A 16,286-nucleotide genomic window follows, 5' to 3' on the forward strand; every position below is an offset into this window, starting at 1 on the left:
GCGTCATCGTCGAATCACCGAAACCTGGCCCGCCGAGTAGGCATAGAGCGTGTGCGTAGTCGGATCGACCGCCAGCGACTGCGGGCTCGGCGTCCCGAAGGCGCCGGTGATCGCATGGGAGACGGTGTCGACGACCTTGACCCGATCGTCGGTCGCACTGGCCAGGTACATGGCATGGGTACCGGAATCGATTGCCACAGCATGGATTTCCTGGCCGAGACCGTCAATTGTCCCGACGATGTTTCGGGTGCCCGGGTCGATCACGGCGACTACCCCTTTGCGGTCCACCGCGAAGACTTTGTTCGAACCCGGATCGAACATGATGGTCCCGGCATCGATGGACAGTGGAATGGAGCCCGTCTGGGTATTGGTCGCGAGGTCGATGACTTTCACGGTCCTATCCTGGCTGCTGACGAAGGCGGTCCGAAGGTCCGGGACCACAGCTATACCCATCGAGTAGATACCGCTCGGCACAGTGGTGGCGACCGATGTCGAGCCCGCGGGAATTACCGACACCGCGCTCTCCGCGTGGTTGGCCTTCGGGTCGTTCACATCACTGCTGCCCGTCAGGTTGTTCACCAGTACGGTGTGAGTGGCGGGATCTACCACCACAACTCTCGAGTCCTGCTTGGTTGGGATGTTCGCGGTAATCGTGTTCGTGACACCATCGATCACCGTCACACTACCGACGCGGCTGCCGATCCCCGATGAGCTCGCGACGTATACCGTCCGCGTACTCGGGTCCACCGCAATCGATTTCGGATTCGTGGTCAGTCGAATGGTTGTCTTCACGGTGTTGGTGACGAGATCGACGACCGATACCGAACCCGGCATGGAACTGTCTTCGGGCGAATTACCCACGTAGAGCAGCTTTTCCACGGGATCCAGCGCAAGGGTGCCGGATGTTTGGAGTTCGACGGCGATGGTGGTGCCAACGGCCCTCTGGACGGGGGTGCCGTAGCCGTGATCGCCACCCGTGGTCAACCCGATCGTCGCGAATATCGCGACTGCGACGGCGAGAGCGCAAACAACGAGGATGGTCTGACGCAGACGGGAGCGCGGCGCTTGTCCGGCATCATCGGCATGCGGCGTATCGACTGTCGTCTCAGGCATCGGAACAGCCGACCGACCACGGGACCGAAGCGCCGCCAGGGCTTGATCCGGCACGAGTTCCACTGGCAGTGCGAACCCCTGCCCATGATGCGGTCGAATGAATACAGCGGTACCGAAGGCTGCGACATCCTTGATCTCGTCGTAACGGAGAGTCGAGCGTCCGGTCGTCGAGGGCACATCCAACAACTCGTTGCCGTAGCGTGCCCACATTCGAGTTCCGGCGGCGGCGTAGGACTCCAACAGCGGATTTCTCCGCAGCATACGAATCCCGGTGATGAGCGGAACCATGATCAAGGCCACGGCCAGCAGTGCGAAGTACACGCCGAAGAGCCCGAGAAGCCCTAATTCCGAACGACTTTCGCTCGTCAGCAGGTCGAAGATATGGCGGGCCATGATGATCAGAGGCAGCACGGCCACCACGACCCAGGCACGCGGCGACCGCCACCGCGCCAACTCCATCGCCCGGCTCAGCCGCCGAGCGGTCCGTGCATCCGCGGTGTACGAAGCCTCCAGAGCCATCTCCGATTCCGTGCGCCGACCAGCCCGGTCAGGCGCGCTGTGCATTCCGGACGTCCCACCCTGATCAAAATATTGCTCCACGAATCCCCCTGCGATCTGGCAATCGCACCGACCCTAACCCGTTCGACCGGAGCCGGCCGGTCGGCCCCGGCGCGCGCATCACACTCGCGACCCGGCGTAAATCGGTGTGATCCGCCAAATACAGCCGAATCCGCGCCCCGGCCTCACACTCGTGGCATGGAGATCACATCGGCTGTCAGCGCCGTCCTCGGCGCCTTCGGCCTCTCGGGCGCGGCCGGCCTCAACGCCTGGCTGCCCTTGCTCGCGGTCGGCATCGCGGACCGGTTCGGCTGGATCGACCTCGGCAGCTCATACGGCTGGCTGTCGTCGACTCCCGCACTGATCGCGATCGGATTGATCTTCCTGCTCGACCTCATCGGCGACAAGATCCCCGCCCTGGATTCGGTGCTGCACGGCATTGGAACTCTCATCGCTCCGGCGTCCGGCGCGATCCTCTTCACCGCCGAAACCAGCCTGACCTCACATATGCCCCCGGCGGTCGCTGCGGTCCTCGGCGCGATCACCGCGGGCAGCGTGCACGTCGGCCGCTCGGTAGCGCGACCGTTCGTGACGGGAACCACTGCGGGAGTGGGGAATCCAGTCGTGTCGAGCGCCGAGGACGGAACCTCGTTGGCACTCACTGTGTTAGCGCTGGCAGTCCCGGTCGTGGCATTCGTCGCGGTACTGATCCTGCTGATTATGTTGGGCTGGATCGCATTCCGTGCCGCACGGTGGATGCGCAAGCGGCGTGAGCGGAAGGAATCCGGTCAACGACAGGACCGGTGAGGTCAACCGTTCACAGCCGTCGCCGACCCCCTACGTATCGAGGACCCCGGGACCTTCAACGCGACCTACGTCACCTTCGCGTGAACCCACCGCGCCTCATTCATCTCCGCAGTATGCGTATACCAAGAGCGTCGATCAAATCTTTACAAACAGAACAAGGCTCTGATGGCTGATCATGTTCAGGATGGTTCGGCGGTCGCACTTTACGGGAGAAGATCACCGCACCATCGAAATGCAGTGCCGCCTGGTCCATCGATGTGACCGACTGAACATCGGAGGTCGATTCAAGCCCCCAGAACTGATCCGATATCAATGCCACCTCAGCGCACTTCCCAGAGAATTCATCCCCTTGGGCAGAGGCACGAGCGATGACGAAATCACGAACTACAGGATGCAAATTCGGCTCTCCAGCACCGTACATATTCGTCTGGCTGAAAATCTTCCCTTGCACCAATAATGAAGCTGCTACGGCGGGGCACTCTTCAGGCATAGAAATCCTCCGCATCTATCAGAACCTGGCCGGTATAGGCTGCAATGAATGCCTCGCGCTCATTCTCACCAAGAAAATACCCCCCGGTGTGGTGCCAAAGAAAGAATCGACTGGACTCGTCCACGAGCCAAATACTTCCCTCAACTGTTTCGTAAGCAACAGGGAAGACCTGCATGCCGAGATTACCTGACAGCTCGGCAAAGTTATCAACGTCACCCCTATAGCCGATCGTCGGCTTGAGAATCAGCAGACGCTCGGGAGATGTGCGAGGAAGGGCAAGTTCAAGATCTCCGTATGAATGAACGAATGCGACAGCAGGATCAATGACCTCAAGCACGGCACCTTGCCGCGCAGCATCTTCGACTCGAAGCGCTATCAACTCCTCGGCCCGAGCGCCGATGTCACGCGACTTGGTCCAGCCTGCGCTCATCAGCCACTCATCCACGCCTGCGGGATCGATAGTCATGATCAACAGCCTCTCTGAATTAGTTCGTTCATAGCACCATAATATCCAGGAACCGAAGCAGATGTACGCAGGTCTCGCATGGCGGGATGTAATCGCCGTGCCGGTGCTGAATATTTCCATCTTGGTCAATATGATCACCAATTCGGTGAGTATGAATTTTTGAACCCTCGAGAGCGCTGCGCGCCTCTTCCAGAGTTGTAATTTTCATCCCACCAGACTCGAACCTCCACAGTCGGTCACTCAGCAAAACCACTTCGGCACACTTTCCATGCCCGTTGCCTATTCGATCAAGGCGCCCGGCCTCCTTGTCCGCACGGATACCGTCGAGCAAGGCTTGCACAACTGGATGGGTGACCGGCATCTTCTGCCCATCCATCTTAGTGGTGCTAGTGTGCGACGTGAGGACATCGTCGTGCAATAGCGACCCACCACAACCGCTTTCGAGCTTATTACTTCCCTTGGGAACCTTGTCCTTTGCGTGAGCCTGTTTCTCTTCCGCTGTCATCTCCGGCTTCAGCGCTTCGTCCACGAGTTCGTGCGTTCGCTGGATCAGAGCATCTTCCTGATGTGCGGAACTCAACATCGAGACATCCTCGGCTGGAAGACGGTAGTGCCTCATTTTCAGGGCCGATGCGCCGTGCCACGCGGGTTGCGGATCAAGTTGGGCCCCTCGAGGACCTCCGCCTGATTCAAATATATTTGAATCGGGATCTCCGTGCGGCGGCGTCCCCGCACCGTCATCTGAACCAGCTATCCGGTCTCTGGCCGTATCAGGACTCAGATTCTGTTTGTCTTCGGCACGGGTACCAGGCGCGAAACTGTCGTCTGTCGCTTTAGTCCTGGTGCCGTCCGGGTGGAAGGTTTCCCAGTGGCCGTCCGGGGGGATGCGGGGGCGGCGGGTGCCGTCGGGGTGGGTTTCGGCGGTGCTGGTGTAGAGGCGGCCGTGGGTGTCGGACCAGGCGGGTTTGGTGGGGGCCAAGACGTCGGTGCCGAGGTAGATGGCGAGGTCGCGGGCGAAGCCGTTGGTGGCGGCGTCGCAGCCGATGAGGCGGATGGGGGTGTGGCCGTCCCAGGTGGTTTGGCGGAGGAGGTTGGCGAATTCCTCCGGGGTGTAGGTGCGGTCGCCGATGCGGGCGTGGCCGTCCTCGGTGATGTGGACGTCGGCGGTGAAGTGGTTCGGGTCCTTGGCTATTCGGGAGGCCAAGTCCGACATGACCGGGTCGTCGGGGTGGCAGGAGACCCCGGCTTCGGTCTCCTTGATCGGGGATGGGTGGGGTTCGTTGGTGGGGTGGACGTTGTCTGCGTGCGGATGAGAATTCTGTTGTGGCTCTTCGGTGTGCGCGCGTCCAGCAGGCTCGGACGTGCGTACTTCCGGCTGGAGTCTCAGCAGGGCGTTGCCGTTGGTTTCGAGATATGCCTTGAAGACCGGGTCGTGCTCACCGAGCAGTCGCCAGGGGGTGACGGCCGTGTCTGGATCCATCAATCCGACCCGATCCAGAAGCTCGACGAAATCTGTTCGCAGACTGATTAATTCGCCGTGTCGAGCTGGATCGTTGATGGCGTGGGCGATTTCTGTGCCCAATGACCTCATATCGTCGAAGCGCCCCTGCAGGTGCGGCGTCAGCGCGTCCGGCCGATCATTCGGTGCCTCCACGACCGGAGCCGGGTGCTCATCGCCGAGCTGGAATGGGACATGATCCAGGTCCGGCGCATTGTGCGAGCGTGCGGGTGGCTCTTCCCTGCCGAGACTGAACGGGACGTGATCGAGATCTGGACCGTCGTGAGGACGAGCAGTGGCGGCCGTCGAATCGGCGGGACGATATTCCGCCGAATCCGAAGGGATTACGTCGTCTCGCCGCGCTCCCGGTTGATCCGATTGATCTCCGATTCGCCCCACGCCTGCCAGATCTTCATCTGGTCCTCGGTCGGCTCGGGGCGTCCCTTCGCTTCCATCTCCTCGAGGACTGCCATGTTGTGGTCCAGCTTCGCGCGGAGTTCCGGGTCCGTGACCTCGGTCCGCATCGACGGTCCCAACCTTTCGCGCGCTATCCGCTCCATGTCCTGCGGGCTGATGGGCATCTGGCCCCCTTCCTAAATCAGTGAGTTGAATGAACCACTTACCGCCCTTGAACTCCTGGCTCAGGACATGGAATGTGGTGCCCGGTGGGAAAACGACTTCTTTCTGAGACGGGTTCGACCAGGTGATGTCTTTCCCCGTGTGTGAATCGATGATCAGCTCGATATTGCCGCCGGGCATCGACGCTTCCTTGTCCGAGGACGAGAACCCGTGATCAGTTGGTGGTACCGGATTATCGGGGTGGTACTCGTCCAGGAACCGTTCGAGCAGCACTGGATCATCGATATACAGCGAACGATAAACGACACCCTCATGGTCCGGAAGCTTGTTGTATCCGGACACGAGGGTACGGATCTCGACATCGCGGTCGCTCAGGAGCTGGTGGTCGCCATTGCGAGTGGCATCGTTGACCTGCTCGTTGAGGCTCATGAACTGGTTGCGGCGGATCGCGGCGATCTCGGCATCCGTCAGGCGAGCGAGGTCCGGATGGTTGGGAGTTTCGTATTCGCGGGTGGTTTCGACCTCGCGGAGGTTGATGGTGTTCTTTGCGGCGTATTCGTGTGAGGCGCTCGGGTCTTCATAACGCGGGTTCGCGTAGTAGGGCTTGTCCTCTACGGGCAGATTCGGGCGCTCAGCTTGGCCGATACGGACCTCCGGATGCGCACCGGGGTGATTCGACATCGCAGAGTCACTGGGATGCACCGGGTTTCCGTGCCCGTCGTAGAGGACGGCGTAGGTTGCGCGGACATCCGTGCGGCCCGCAGGGAAGGGGTGGGGGCCGCTGCCCAGGGCAGAGTCGTGGACCACCAAACGGCCGCCGTCGTTGGTGACGGTATAGGCGTGCGCGCCGATGCCGTTGGTGTCCGTGGGGCCGTGGAATTCGGAGATGACGATGGCGGTCGCGCCTTCGCCGAGGCGGGTGAGGTGGTCGGCCAGGACGCCTGGGGTTTCCATATGTTGCATGCGGCCGCCGGCGGCCGTTTCCAGGTCGTGGGCGCTCATGCCGCGTTGGGTGATTTCCGGATCGGTTGGGATGCGGATGTTTTCGTTGCCGGTGAGTTCTTGGGCTTGGCGGAGAGCCTGGGGGCCGCAGTCGTTTACCGGCTGGTGGTCGGCGGGGAGGGTGGGGTGGTCGGGGACAGGGTCGGGGTGGCGGAATTCGTCTACGAGGTGTTCATAGCCGAAGGGGGCACCCTCGTGCGGGTCGAAGATGGGTGGGCGCAGGTGGGCGGGGTCGCTGGGGAGCGAGCCTATGTTGCGTTGCCAGGCGTTGAGGCTCTCGTGGTCGGGGCGGGCGAATTCGGGGATGATGTTGGCTTTGTCGCCCGCGGCGATCTTGGCGAAGTTGTGGAGTGACTCGCTCGGGATCGAGTGCGCCTCGTCGTGGAATCTGTAGTAGCCGGTGTGGGTGCTGATATCGCTGAATGTTTTGACACCACCGGGGAATTGGGCGATCACCCGGCGGGCTCCGAAAGCTTCCACCGAGGGGTCCATGCCCAAGCCCATGCCGAGACCGGGTGCGGCTCGGGCGATTTCGCCGGGGGTGCTGGAGCCAATCCAGGTGACCGGGTCGCGGGAGGAGCTGGCTACGAAGACGTTTTCCGCGCCGATGCCGAATTCGGAGGCGTGTACGACCGGGCCGGCGCCCGGTGAACCCAGGAGCGTGATGGTGCTGACTTCGCCGGTGAGGCGGCCGCCCGCACCGGCGTAGCTCGTTGTGGTGGAGCCGTAACTGTGGCCGAACAGGTGCACTTCCGGGGGTGGTGATCCCCCTGGCAGACCAGCGTTGATCTTTCGAGTCTGGTTGAAGGCGGCCACATCTCGCGCCAGCAGTTGGCCTCCGCGTTGGGCCAGAGCGGGGTTCGTCATCTCGCGGCCGATTCGCGAACCGCTGGGGGCGTCGTAGCCGATCCAGGCGATCGCGGCGACCGTGGCAGGGTCGTGCACATTGTCCGAAGTCGCCCAGAAGTGGTTGAAGGCGTTGTTCAAGTTCACTTCGAGGCTTCGGACGGTGGTGGTGATGCCGGGGATGTGGAACGAGACGGTGGACGCGTGGTCGACGTCGCCTATCGCGACGACCGCGCGGCCCTCACCGTTGAAAGCCTTCGAGTCGTAGGACAGTACGTGCACCGGTGGGCGGTAGCCGGGCGGGTCGGTCGGATCGGTGCGATCGCGATTGGCGAAGTTGTCGGCCAGGGTGTCGGCGTGCTCGAGATTGCGAATGGTGCTCTGCAGATTCTGGAACTGCTGGCGGCCCTCGGGATCGGAGAAGCGGCTCGTCCACTTCTCCACGCGGGGATTGCGTTCGCGGAGTTCGGCCAGGTCCCGGGCGATCGAGAGGCGATTGGCCTGGTCGCGGGCGTGCGGGGGTACGCCGTCGGCATTGCCGACCTCGTGCGGGTGCAGGCGAGTGACCGCCGATTGTTGGTCGGGGGTCAGGTCCTGCCACCAGTCGTGGTTTTCGCGGGCTTTTTGATGGGCACCAGCCTGATCGACGTTATCGGCATACAGAAGTTGCCGTGGCTCGGTGTCGTGGCCGAGCTTGGCGAGCGCGTCGGCGGCATGTTGGCGCTCAGCGGCGGTGATCGGATGATCCACCGGCAGTAGAGGTCTCGGGGTGTGATCGCCGAATGAGGACGGTTCGGGATGCGAGTGCAGCGGATCATGGCTCAGCTGACCGTCATGTGCGGGCTGCCCGGCGCGATCCTGCCGACCATCGTGAGCAGGTTGGCCATCCCGATCGGGCTGCCCGTCTCGATCGGTGCGCCCGTCCCTGTTCGTGTGGCCGTCGCCGGTTATATCGTTGTCCCGCTGTGGATTCCGTTCACCATTGGCGACGTCGTCGTTGTGGGTGCGGCCCGAGCCGTTCGGTTGATACTCCTCGAGGCCACCGATCATCCCCTTCGGTCGATCCGAAGCCGGGACGCTCGCGCGATCGTTCGAGGTGACATCCAAGCGCTCGGCACGCGAGGTCGCTTCCACCCCAGTGGCTTTCGCCTGGGCATACGGTGACTGCCCGGGAGCCTCACGGCCGGGAGCAGCACCTGCGGCGCGGTCTGCGGAGGGCGCGGCAGGGGCCTCGGTGCGGGGCGCGCGGCTTTCCGGTGGCGTTTTCGGCTCGCCAGCGGGATGCGCGGCGGCGGGTTGAGCCGCGCCGGGCTGGGCGGCATCGAGTTTGGGTCCTGCCGTCGGCTGCGCGGCGGACGGTTGGTGCGCGCCCGGCACCGAAGCGACATTCTGACCATTCGACAGCTGACCACCGACGAGATCGCTTCGCCCTGAGGGGTTTCCAACGATCTGCGACTCTCCCGCCAAACCCGCGGCCGGAGCCGCAGCGGGGGCGACGTCGCGGCCGTTCGCAGACACGGACGAATCCCCGGCGTGTGGCGCGCCGTTGGCCGGTCCGGCTCCCGCCGCCGTGTCGGCGGGCGCAGACGGTGCATGGTCAGCCAAGGCCGGGACCTGCTGGACACCAGCCGGCTTGGCTGTCGCCGGGTCACTCTTCACCGGATCGACCACCGTCGGTGCGTGCATCTTCGGTTTGACCGAACGCAACGCACCCGGTGCCGCGCCACCCCACATGCCAGCGGTGATCATGCGGGGGTCGAGCTCGGTATTGCCGGTGATCAACGCGCTGGCACCCCAACCCGCGAGACCCGCACCGCCACCGGCCGCCAGCATGGTGACACCGGTTGTCGCGACCCGCGTGGTCATCTTCACCGGCATGCCGAACAGTCCGCGCATTCCACTGCCGATGCCCGCGGCCGCCACCCCACCCGCGGCGCCCGCCACGGCCATGATGCCGACCTGCTCCCAGCTGAATTCCTGGCGGCGTCCGTTGTAGCGCTGCCACAACTGAATTCCCGCATCGGGCACCGTGCCCATGGCCGCGCCGAGAGCGGCGGATTTCGCCCCGGTCACGGCCGCATCGATCGCCAACCGCTTGAGTACAGCCTTGAGCTCGGCGATCTCGGCGAACTTCACGCCCTGCGTGATCAGCTTCGTCAGCAACTTCTTCATGATGACCCGCGCGGCAACGCGATTCGCGGCGATGATCGCGGCCTCCGCCGCCGGGGCTCCGAACAGACTGAAGGCGGCGAACGCCATATCCACAGCCATGATCAACAACATGGCGTTGAACATCAGCTTGGTGTATTCGAATTCGGTGCCGGTGTTCTCCGCCAGCCCCGCGATGCTCTCGAACCACTTGACGAAGCTGTCGATCGATCCGGCGCCGTCCTTGCTCAGATCCCCGTACTTGAGCGCGTTGAGTTGCGCCAGCATGGCGTCTCCGCCATCGCCCTCCGGATAGGCGGCCCGAACCGCGGATATGGCGGCGTCGATATCGGCTTTGACATTGTCGAGCTGTGTGGCGGCGGCCTTCCAGTCGTCGGCCAGCTTCCACATATTGTCTTCATTGCCCTCGGGCCACTGCATGCCCACGAGCCAGCCGTAGTAATCGGCGCCGGGCGGACGCCAGATCACCGCGACCTCGCCATAGTGGAAAGCACGTGCCCAGCAGCGGCTTTCGCCCCCCGAACTGCCACTCCCGCCCCCGGATTCGACCGACCGTCAGTTATCGCACTGCCGGGTGGCGGTTTTCACCGACGCGGGGCAGTGATCTCGCGTCACGGTGCCATAGAACACGGTGATCAGCAACTGGGCCGATGCGGTCCGCTATCGGTCAGCAGCCCTGCTGCTCGGGCAGGTTCGCCCGGAACAGGCCGAACCCGGGATGGGGAGACGCCAGCGGGTCGCTCCCCCACCGGTGAATTCCCCGCTACCGCACCGACCGGACCTGAATCACCGCTCACGAATGTGTAGGGTCGCAGGCGTATCCGAACGGGCGGCCGATGACGCCCGGTCGAGGAGGGGAGCTACATCGTGAACAATCCGCAGGCCGGGAGCCCGGACGACTTCATGAAGTCATTCATGGACGGTTTCACGCAGGCCGGCGGCGACGTCGGCATGACGATCGTCTCTCATCCCGGTCAGCCGAGCGGTCCCGATGAGAAGCAGATCACCGAGCGGGCGCGCGAACTCACCCACGAGATCGCGCGGGCGCTCGCGGCGGACGGACCCGAGGGCTGGGAGCGGATCGACGCGGTATTCGCGTGGACGGTCGCCACGCAAGCCTGGAACGTTATCTATTCGGCGCAGGGGCGCGGGGTGCGGGCCGAACCTCCGCAGGCGACATTGCTTTTGGTACAGGAGCAGCGGGAGGTCGCCGCGCAACTGTCCGAGGGGCCGTGGTGGCGGATGCGGATCGTGCTCACCGATAAGGGCGAGATTCAGACCGATTACGACTACGGCGATGAGCCGTTTCCCGATGATCAGTTGTTTCCGGCGGAGGCGTATCAGGCCGATCTCGCGGAGTATCCGCGGCGGCGGTTGCCGGTGTGGCTGGCGGCGTATGTCGGTCATGAAGGGCGACAGGCGCGGCCGCCGCGAGTGGCGGCGGAGCAGTCGCGGCTCGATCGGGGAAAAGGGGTTCACGGGGAAGTCTCCACGACGGATTTCCCTGTGCTGCCGCTGCTTTGGGCGCGATGGACTGCGATCGCGGCGACCTATGCCGCTCTCGAGGTGACGCAGGGGCCGCGCATTCTGCCGTCGCTGGCGTGGTTCGAGACGACCAAGCGCAGTGGCAGCACGCTGTATGTGCTGCCGGGTGATCGGGCGGTCATCTCCGGCGGGGTCTGGAATTCGCCGGAGCTCGACGCCGCGTACAACGGCGAGGCTCCGATGCCGGAACTGTATGCGGGAGCGCCGGATTGGGTGACCGATGCGGTGCTGAACCCGCGTACGGCGTCCGGGCTGCTGTCGTTCTGCTACTGGTGGGAGAACGGGCGGTGGTATCGCGGTGAGTCGCCGAGCGGTCCGGGACTGGCGCTGGCCTGCCCAGGGGTCTGGACCTCCGATGTCACCGCCGAGATCATCACCGGGGCGCTCGCGCAGGCGACCGGGGCACCGCTGAGCGATCAGGACAGGAGCGCGGTGGCGACGCTTGTGGCGGCCGCCGAAGCCGGAGTCGTCACCTTTGAAACCATCACCGCCGCAATCGATCCCGCGCGATTCGATGTGGATGCGGCGTTGAATCAATTCACGCTCGCGGGGTTGCGCACCTTCGTCACCGCTCCCCCGCTGTCGCGGGTCGACGCGATCGAGCAGGTGCGGGCGCACATCGTGGACAAGGGCTCGGATACCACTGGATATCCGCTCGATCAGCTGACCGCGGATCGCATCGAATCGGGGTGGATGGTTTACGTGCCGACCCAGCCGGGCGAAATCATGCTGGGGCGGGCGATCTACTACATCGCCGATGACGGTGTCATCGAGGCGGCATCGTCGTCGGTGCCGCCCGCCGTGTACATCGCGGGATTCGTCCAGCGTTATCGAGCACGCAACATCTGAGCGCGAAAACACATGGTTCGCATTGCCGTCGATGGTGATCAGCGGATATCGTCGGCGGCAATACTGATTGGGGAGGAGTCGGTTTCATGACCGGAAAAGTAGAGGTCAACGCGGAATTGCTGCGGCAGGCGTCCGCCAAGACATTGGACGTGACCGATAAGGTCCGCGATGTGTTCGCCAATCTATCCGCGGCAGCCGATGGCCTCGGCCAGCCCTGGGGCAGCGATACCTACGGTGTGAAGTTCGCCAATGGCGAGGCGAACAACGGTTACACCGCCGCGCGCGACAACCTCAAAGAACTCACCACCGACTACACCAAACAGGCCGAGGATCAGGCGAACGCGCAGAACGATTCGTCGAAGCTGCACGACAATACCGATACGAACAGCGCCAACGCCTTCAAGAAGTAGCTCATGGCGAACGAATTCCTGAAGACCGAACTCGCCTCGATGATGGACGAGTTCCAGAAGCAGATGACGGTGCTCGCCGACGTCCAGCAGCGGCGAGCCCGCCTCACCGCCTCCGGAACCGCTTCCCAGAAGCGAATCACGGTGACGCTCAACGCCGATGGAGTCGTCATCGAAACGCGATTCACCGACACCGACGACCTCACCCACGAGGAACTCGCCAAGGCTGTCACCGAAGCCGCCCAGGAAGCCGCCGCCGAGCTGTCCCGTAAAACAGCCGACCTGATGAACCCCATCCAGCAACAACGCGGCCGCATGCCGAAAATGTCCGACCTAATCGAGAACTTCCCCAACCTCGACACCCACCTCCCCGAACTGATCCCCGCCTCCCTCGCACCCCCGAACTCCCCCGAACGCCAACAACACGATCCAGGCATGGTCTTCACCGACGTCGAAGACCTCGACGACCTCCGCCCCAGCCGAATCAGCGCCGACGACTGGTGACCGATCGGCGGCGCTGTCATCGCTTCCCAGGAGATTCGCCTTGCCCAACGCCTCAGCTGGAGTTGATCTTGGACAGCGGATTCGGGGAGATGCCGGGCGGAATTACTCCGGGAGGGGGAAGGCCGGGGTGGTGGCGCTGTATAGGACCGTGGGGGTGTGGTCGGGGATGCGGAGTTCCAGGGTGCAGCCGGAGCGGTAGGCGGTGATCAGGGTGCGGTTTACTTCGCGGGATTCGGAGACTTCCCAGCCGGAGTTCGCCAGCAGGGTCGCGGCTTGGCGGATGGTGTCGGCGGCGGTGATGGAGTTGGGGCGTTGACCGCGGAAGGTGGTCGAATAGTGGTGGGCGGCGGGGTCTTCGTCGTCGACGGGTGTGGGCTCGTCGAGGAAGAGCAGGGTGGGGTCCGCGCCGGGGGTGAGCAGGGTGATCAGGTCCAGGAGTTGGGTGCGCAGCGAATTCCCGAGCCGGTCCAGTTCGGCCCGTGCATCTGGTACTTCGCCCATGCGGACTCCTCTCCGGGCGGAGATTATCACTCGGCGCGGTCCCGACTATCATCCCTCGCGGCCGCGAGCGGGACTCGCCATGAACCGATATCCGGGCCGAGACCGAGAAACAACGCAGCGGTGCGGCATGCGACTGGCATAGGCTGCGATTCATGTTCGAGCACTCCTTGCGCATGGCCCGGGTCTACGACGGCCGGGACGCCGACGGACGGCCGGTGGCGGACCGTGCACCGGTGATTCCGTGGTTCACCGAGCGGGTGCTCGAATATCTCGAATCCGCGCCGGTGGTGCTGGCGGCGCGCAGTTTCGATGTGGACGAATTCGCGCCCGGGCAGCGCGATGTGCCGTTGAATTTCCGGACCGACGGGGTGTGGGTGTGGTCGGGCTCGGTGCCGCATTATCTGCGCAAGCACGGGCTGCCGCCGGAGATGGATCTGGTTACCCACATTCTGGCGCGCGACTGCCGCGTTGCCGAGGTGGATGAGGCGGCCAAGGATGCCGCCGTCCGGCTCATCACCGGCTGATCCGAAAGGGGTTACGGCATGCCTGGATTCGATCTAGTGCGGCGGCAGGAGTTACTCGACGAGGGCTTCCCGCTCATGAGGTTCTACTACGGCGGCCAGTCTTCGGCAGCGAAATTCCCCGCCTTCGACCGGCTGTGCGATCTACGTGACGAATATCGGAAACTGCTGCCGGAAACCGTCATCGCACGCTGCCCACTGACCGATCGCATGTTGCGATGGCCGATAGACACCGCCGGTCTGGATGGCTGGTACTGGGAGTGGTTGAACCCGACGCAACGACGACCGGCAGGCCTGCCCGGTACCTGGATCGCACTCAAAGGTGCTGTGCGACTTACCGAACCGATCGCCGCCGCACCGTTCGACTGCCGACCGGGCCCGAGCGCACCCTTCGTGCTCCCGCACCTGCTGGAACTGCCCGAGGCTCACGCCGTCATCGCGGAGATTCCGATCGGACCCCATACCGGCTGGGCGATAAACTATTTCGCACCGAAGCGGCCGAAAGACATCTCACTGGAGGACGTCTGGGGCCAGTGCCGCAACCCGATCTTCGATCCCACCAGCCTGGACCGCGAATACGCCGAAAAGATGCCACCCAGCGATGAGGATTTCGAGCTACGGCCTTGGCTGGACGCGGGCAAACTGCTGTGGATCGCCCCTGGTGACCACACCGCCACCCTGCGCCACGGCGCGGCCGACTGCCCCTACCTCGATATCGAGATCGACCGGCGGCCGCAGCACATCTACGACGGCAAGGTCACGCGGTACCCACGTTCAGATTCGTCGTAGGCACCCGCGGACTGGCCGCACCGACCGCACCCACCACCGGCACCCCGGTATTGCCGAGGTCGCCGACCACATCATCACCGTGTTCTCCGGTGACCAACTGCGAGCGGATCTCCGCATCGCCTTCGCCGTCCTCCGACCGCGGCGCCAGGCCCGCGCCCGCCATCGGCGGCATCATGCTCGGCCCCGGAGTAGCGGCCGCACGGGAATTCGCCGCCGGTTGCGTTGCGGCAGAACCATTTCCGGGTGGCGCGGAAGCCGAACGGGTACCGCTGTATTCGCTCAGTTGCGTCGGGGTGCTCAGCCCCAGAGCGCCGAGCGGCATGCCACCGGGAGCGAAACCGCCGCCCGTGGCCGGATCGAGAGCATCCGCCACCGGTGTGATCTGTGCGGCCGTCTCGGTGGCGGTCAGCGTCTGCGCGATCGATTGCACCTGCTGCACACCGGTATTCGCCGCACTCGCCAGCGGCGAGAGCAGCCCGAGCAGCTGCGTCACCTGCGAGAGCGAATCGACGCCACTCGGGGCATTGGTGACCTTCACCTTCTGCCCGGCGGCGGTCATATTCGCGCTGTGCACCGCCAGTTCGCCCTTGGTCTTGGCGACCACGGCGGTGGCTTCGGCCGCGGTCTCCCCCGCCATGGACAGCAGGAAGGCCTGTCCGGGCGGCGTCACCAGGAATGGGGCCGAAGCGACAACGGCGGCAAGGAATTTGGCGATGATCGCGGACATCGACGCCGCACCGGTCGCCACGGTGCCCGCCGCACCACCGAGCACCATTTTCTGCTGCCCGTTCTGGGTCTCGAGCTGCACCGCGTCCGCTTGCGCCGCAGTGCCTTTCGCGAGCGCGCTGGTTGCCCCGGAGCCCTGCCAATCGCCGGAGGAGGCCATCGACATGAGCGAGGTCGCCATGGTCATGATCTGTTGCAGCGCACTGGAAACGCTCGACAGCACCTGGGTGGGATCCACGCTCGCACCGCCGAGCTTGCCGGTCCCGAAGGATTGCGCGAGATCGGTGAGCGGGCGCGCGAGGGTGGACAGGTCGAGCACCGGTAGCACCGGCATACCCGGCAGCGGCGGCATGGCGGTCAATTGCGGCAGCGCCGACAGGCCGAGATCGCGCAGGACATCATTGACCGGGCGGTCCAGCAGCGCACCGATATCGGTGCCGCGCAGGATATCCGCCACCGTGGGATCCGGCTGCGGCGCGCTCATGACTCCAGCGACAGCGACAGGAAGTCGACGCTGGACCGCTCCTCGACCGCCTCGTAGGCCGCGGCGGCCTCGTGCGCGGTGACCGCGGTACCGGCGTGCACGGCGGCGAGATCCGCGGTGGCGGCGAAGTGATTACCTTGCGCGCCAGCGAAACTCAGCAGGAATTCCTGGCCGATCAAACCGAAGACCGGGACGACCGCCGCCACGGTGGCGGCCTGATCGGCGGCGGCGACGCCGGCGATCGTGGATGCCATGGCTGCGGAGACGTCACCGTAATGCCGGATCGTGTCAGAGTTGGCTGCGAGATTGCTCATGAGACCCCCATCAGGAAGATCAACTCGAAATGAACTATACAGAGCGAATATTCGGTGAGCTCATCAAAATCTGAGCGAATTCCAAACGCAAAGCGTTAACGGCGGGTGAGCGGCGGGT

At 64.1% G+C, this 16,286-nt stretch carries 13 protein-coding genes; 6 read left to right on the plus strand and 7 right to left on the minus strand.

All coding sequences use genetic code 11. From position 1 onward, the window contains the following. Nucleotides 1-3: 3 nt before the first annotated feature. Nucleotides 4-1,533 carry a YncE family protein gene (locus AB0L82_RS24950; RefSeq protein ID WP_364640903.1) on the minus strand — a complete coding sequence of 510 codons (1,530 nt, stop codon included), beginning with the start codon at nt 1,531-1,533 and terminating at the stop codon, nt 4-6. A 336-nt stretch (nt 1,534-1,869) separates the two neighbouring features. On the opposite strand from AB0L82_RS24950, the gene AB0L82_RS24955 reads away from it, so the two are divergent. Next, nucleotides 1,870-2,478 carry a DUF4126 domain-containing protein gene (locus AB0L82_RS24955; protein WP_364640906.1) on the plus strand — a complete coding sequence of 203 codons (609 nt, stop codon included), beginning with the start codon at nt 1,870-1,872 and terminating at the stop codon, nt 2,476-2,478. Nucleotides 2,479-2,578: 100 nt separating this feature from the next. Here the strand turns inward: AB0L82_RS24955 and AB0L82_RS24960 are convergent, their stop codons facing one another. From AB0L82_RS24960 to AB0L82_RS24970, 3 genes are read right to left on the minus strand one after another with little or no spacing between them, the layout of a single operon-like run. Continuing rightward, a complete protein-coding gene (locus AB0L82_RS24960) occupies nt 2,579-2,968 on the minus strand; it encodes a YwqJ-related putative deaminase (protein ID WP_364640910.1) in 390 nt (129 codons plus the stop codon). After that, nucleotides 2,961-3,434: an SUKH-3 domain-containing protein gene (locus AB0L82_RS24965; protein WP_364640913.1), complete on the minus strand. Its 474-nt coding sequence runs from the start codon at nt 3,432-3,434 to the stop codon at nt 2,961-2,963. The genes AB0L82_RS24960 and AB0L82_RS24965 overlap by 8 nt, the downstream gene beginning before the upstream one ends. Nucleotides 3,435-3,462: 28 nt before the next feature. Further along, a complete protein-coding gene (locus AB0L82_RS24970) occupies nt 3,463-9,996 on the minus strand; it encodes an alpha/beta hydrolase (RefSeq protein ID WP_364640916.1) in 6,534 nt (2,177 codons plus the stop codon). Between the two features lie 399 nt (nt 9,997-10,395). On the opposite strand from AB0L82_RS24970, the gene AB0L82_RS24975 reads away from it, so the two are divergent. From AB0L82_RS24975 to AB0L82_RS24985, 3 genes are all read left to right on the plus strand, one after another. Then, on the plus strand, nt 10,396-11,922 hold the full coding sequence (locus AB0L82_RS24975; protein ID WP_364640919.1) for a hypothetical protein: 1,527 nt from the start codon (nt 10,396-10,398) through the stop codon (nt 11,920-11,922). A gap of 86 nt (nt 11,923-12,008) precedes the next feature. Beyond that, nucleotides 12,009-12,332: a hypothetical protein gene (locus tag AB0L82_RS24980; RefSeq protein WP_364640922.1), complete on the plus strand. Its 324-nt coding sequence runs from the start codon at nt 12,009-12,011 to the stop codon at nt 12,330-12,332. Nucleotides 12,333-12,335: 3 nt separating this feature from the next. After that, the gene (locus AB0L82_RS24985; protein WP_364640925.1) at nt 12,336-12,833 is read left to right on the plus strand and encodes a YbaB/EbfC family nucleoid-associated protein; all 498 of its coding nucleotides are present in this window, start codon (nt 12,336-12,338) and stop codon (nt 12,831-12,833) included. Nucleotides 12,834-12,935: 102 nt separating this feature from the next. On the opposite strand, the gene AB0L82_RS24990 is transcribed toward AB0L82_RS24985, so the two are convergent. Beyond that, nucleotides 12,936-13,334, minus strand: a complete 399-nt coding sequence (locus AB0L82_RS24990) for a hypothetical protein (protein ID WP_364640928.1) — start codon at nt 13,332-13,334, stop codon at nt 12,936-12,938. Nucleotides 13,335-13,486: 152 nt separating this feature from the next. Here AB0L82_RS24990 and AB0L82_RS24995 point away from each other — a divergent pair, with 152 nt between their 5' ends. Then, nucleotides 13,487-13,858, plus strand: coding sequence for a hypothetical protein (locus tag AB0L82_RS24995; RefSeq protein WP_364640931.1), 372 nt, complete (start codon nt 13,487-13,489; stop codon nt 13,856-13,858). An 18-nt stretch (nt 13,859-13,876) separates the two neighbouring features. Then, nucleotides 13,877-14,644, plus strand: coding sequence for a hypothetical protein (locus tag AB0L82_RS25000; protein ID WP_364640933.1), 768 nt, complete (start codon nt 13,877-13,879; stop codon nt 14,642-14,644). Here AB0L82_RS25000 and AB0L82_RS25005 read toward each other — a convergent pair. Further along, nucleotides 14,613-15,854, minus strand: a complete 1,242-nt coding sequence (locus AB0L82_RS25005) for a hypothetical protein (RefSeq protein WP_364640936.1) — start codon at nt 15,852-15,854, stop codon at nt 14,613-14,615. The two genes, AB0L82_RS25000 and AB0L82_RS25005, sit on opposite strands and share 32 nt — an antisense overlap. Next, on the minus strand, nt 15,851-16,168 hold the full coding sequence (locus AB0L82_RS25010) for a type VII secretion target (RefSeq protein ID WP_364640939.1): 318 nt from the start codon (nt 16,166-16,168) through the stop codon (nt 15,851-15,853). Before AB0L82_RS25010 ends, AB0L82_RS25005 begins: the two co-directional genes overlap by 4 nt. Nucleotides 16,169-16,286: the final 118 nt, after the last annotated feature.

The organism is Nocardia sp. NPDC052001, assembly GCF_040680615.1.
Taxonomy (GTDB): domain Bacteria; phylum Actinomycetota; class Actinomycetes; order Mycobacteriales; family Mycobacteriaceae; genus Nocardia.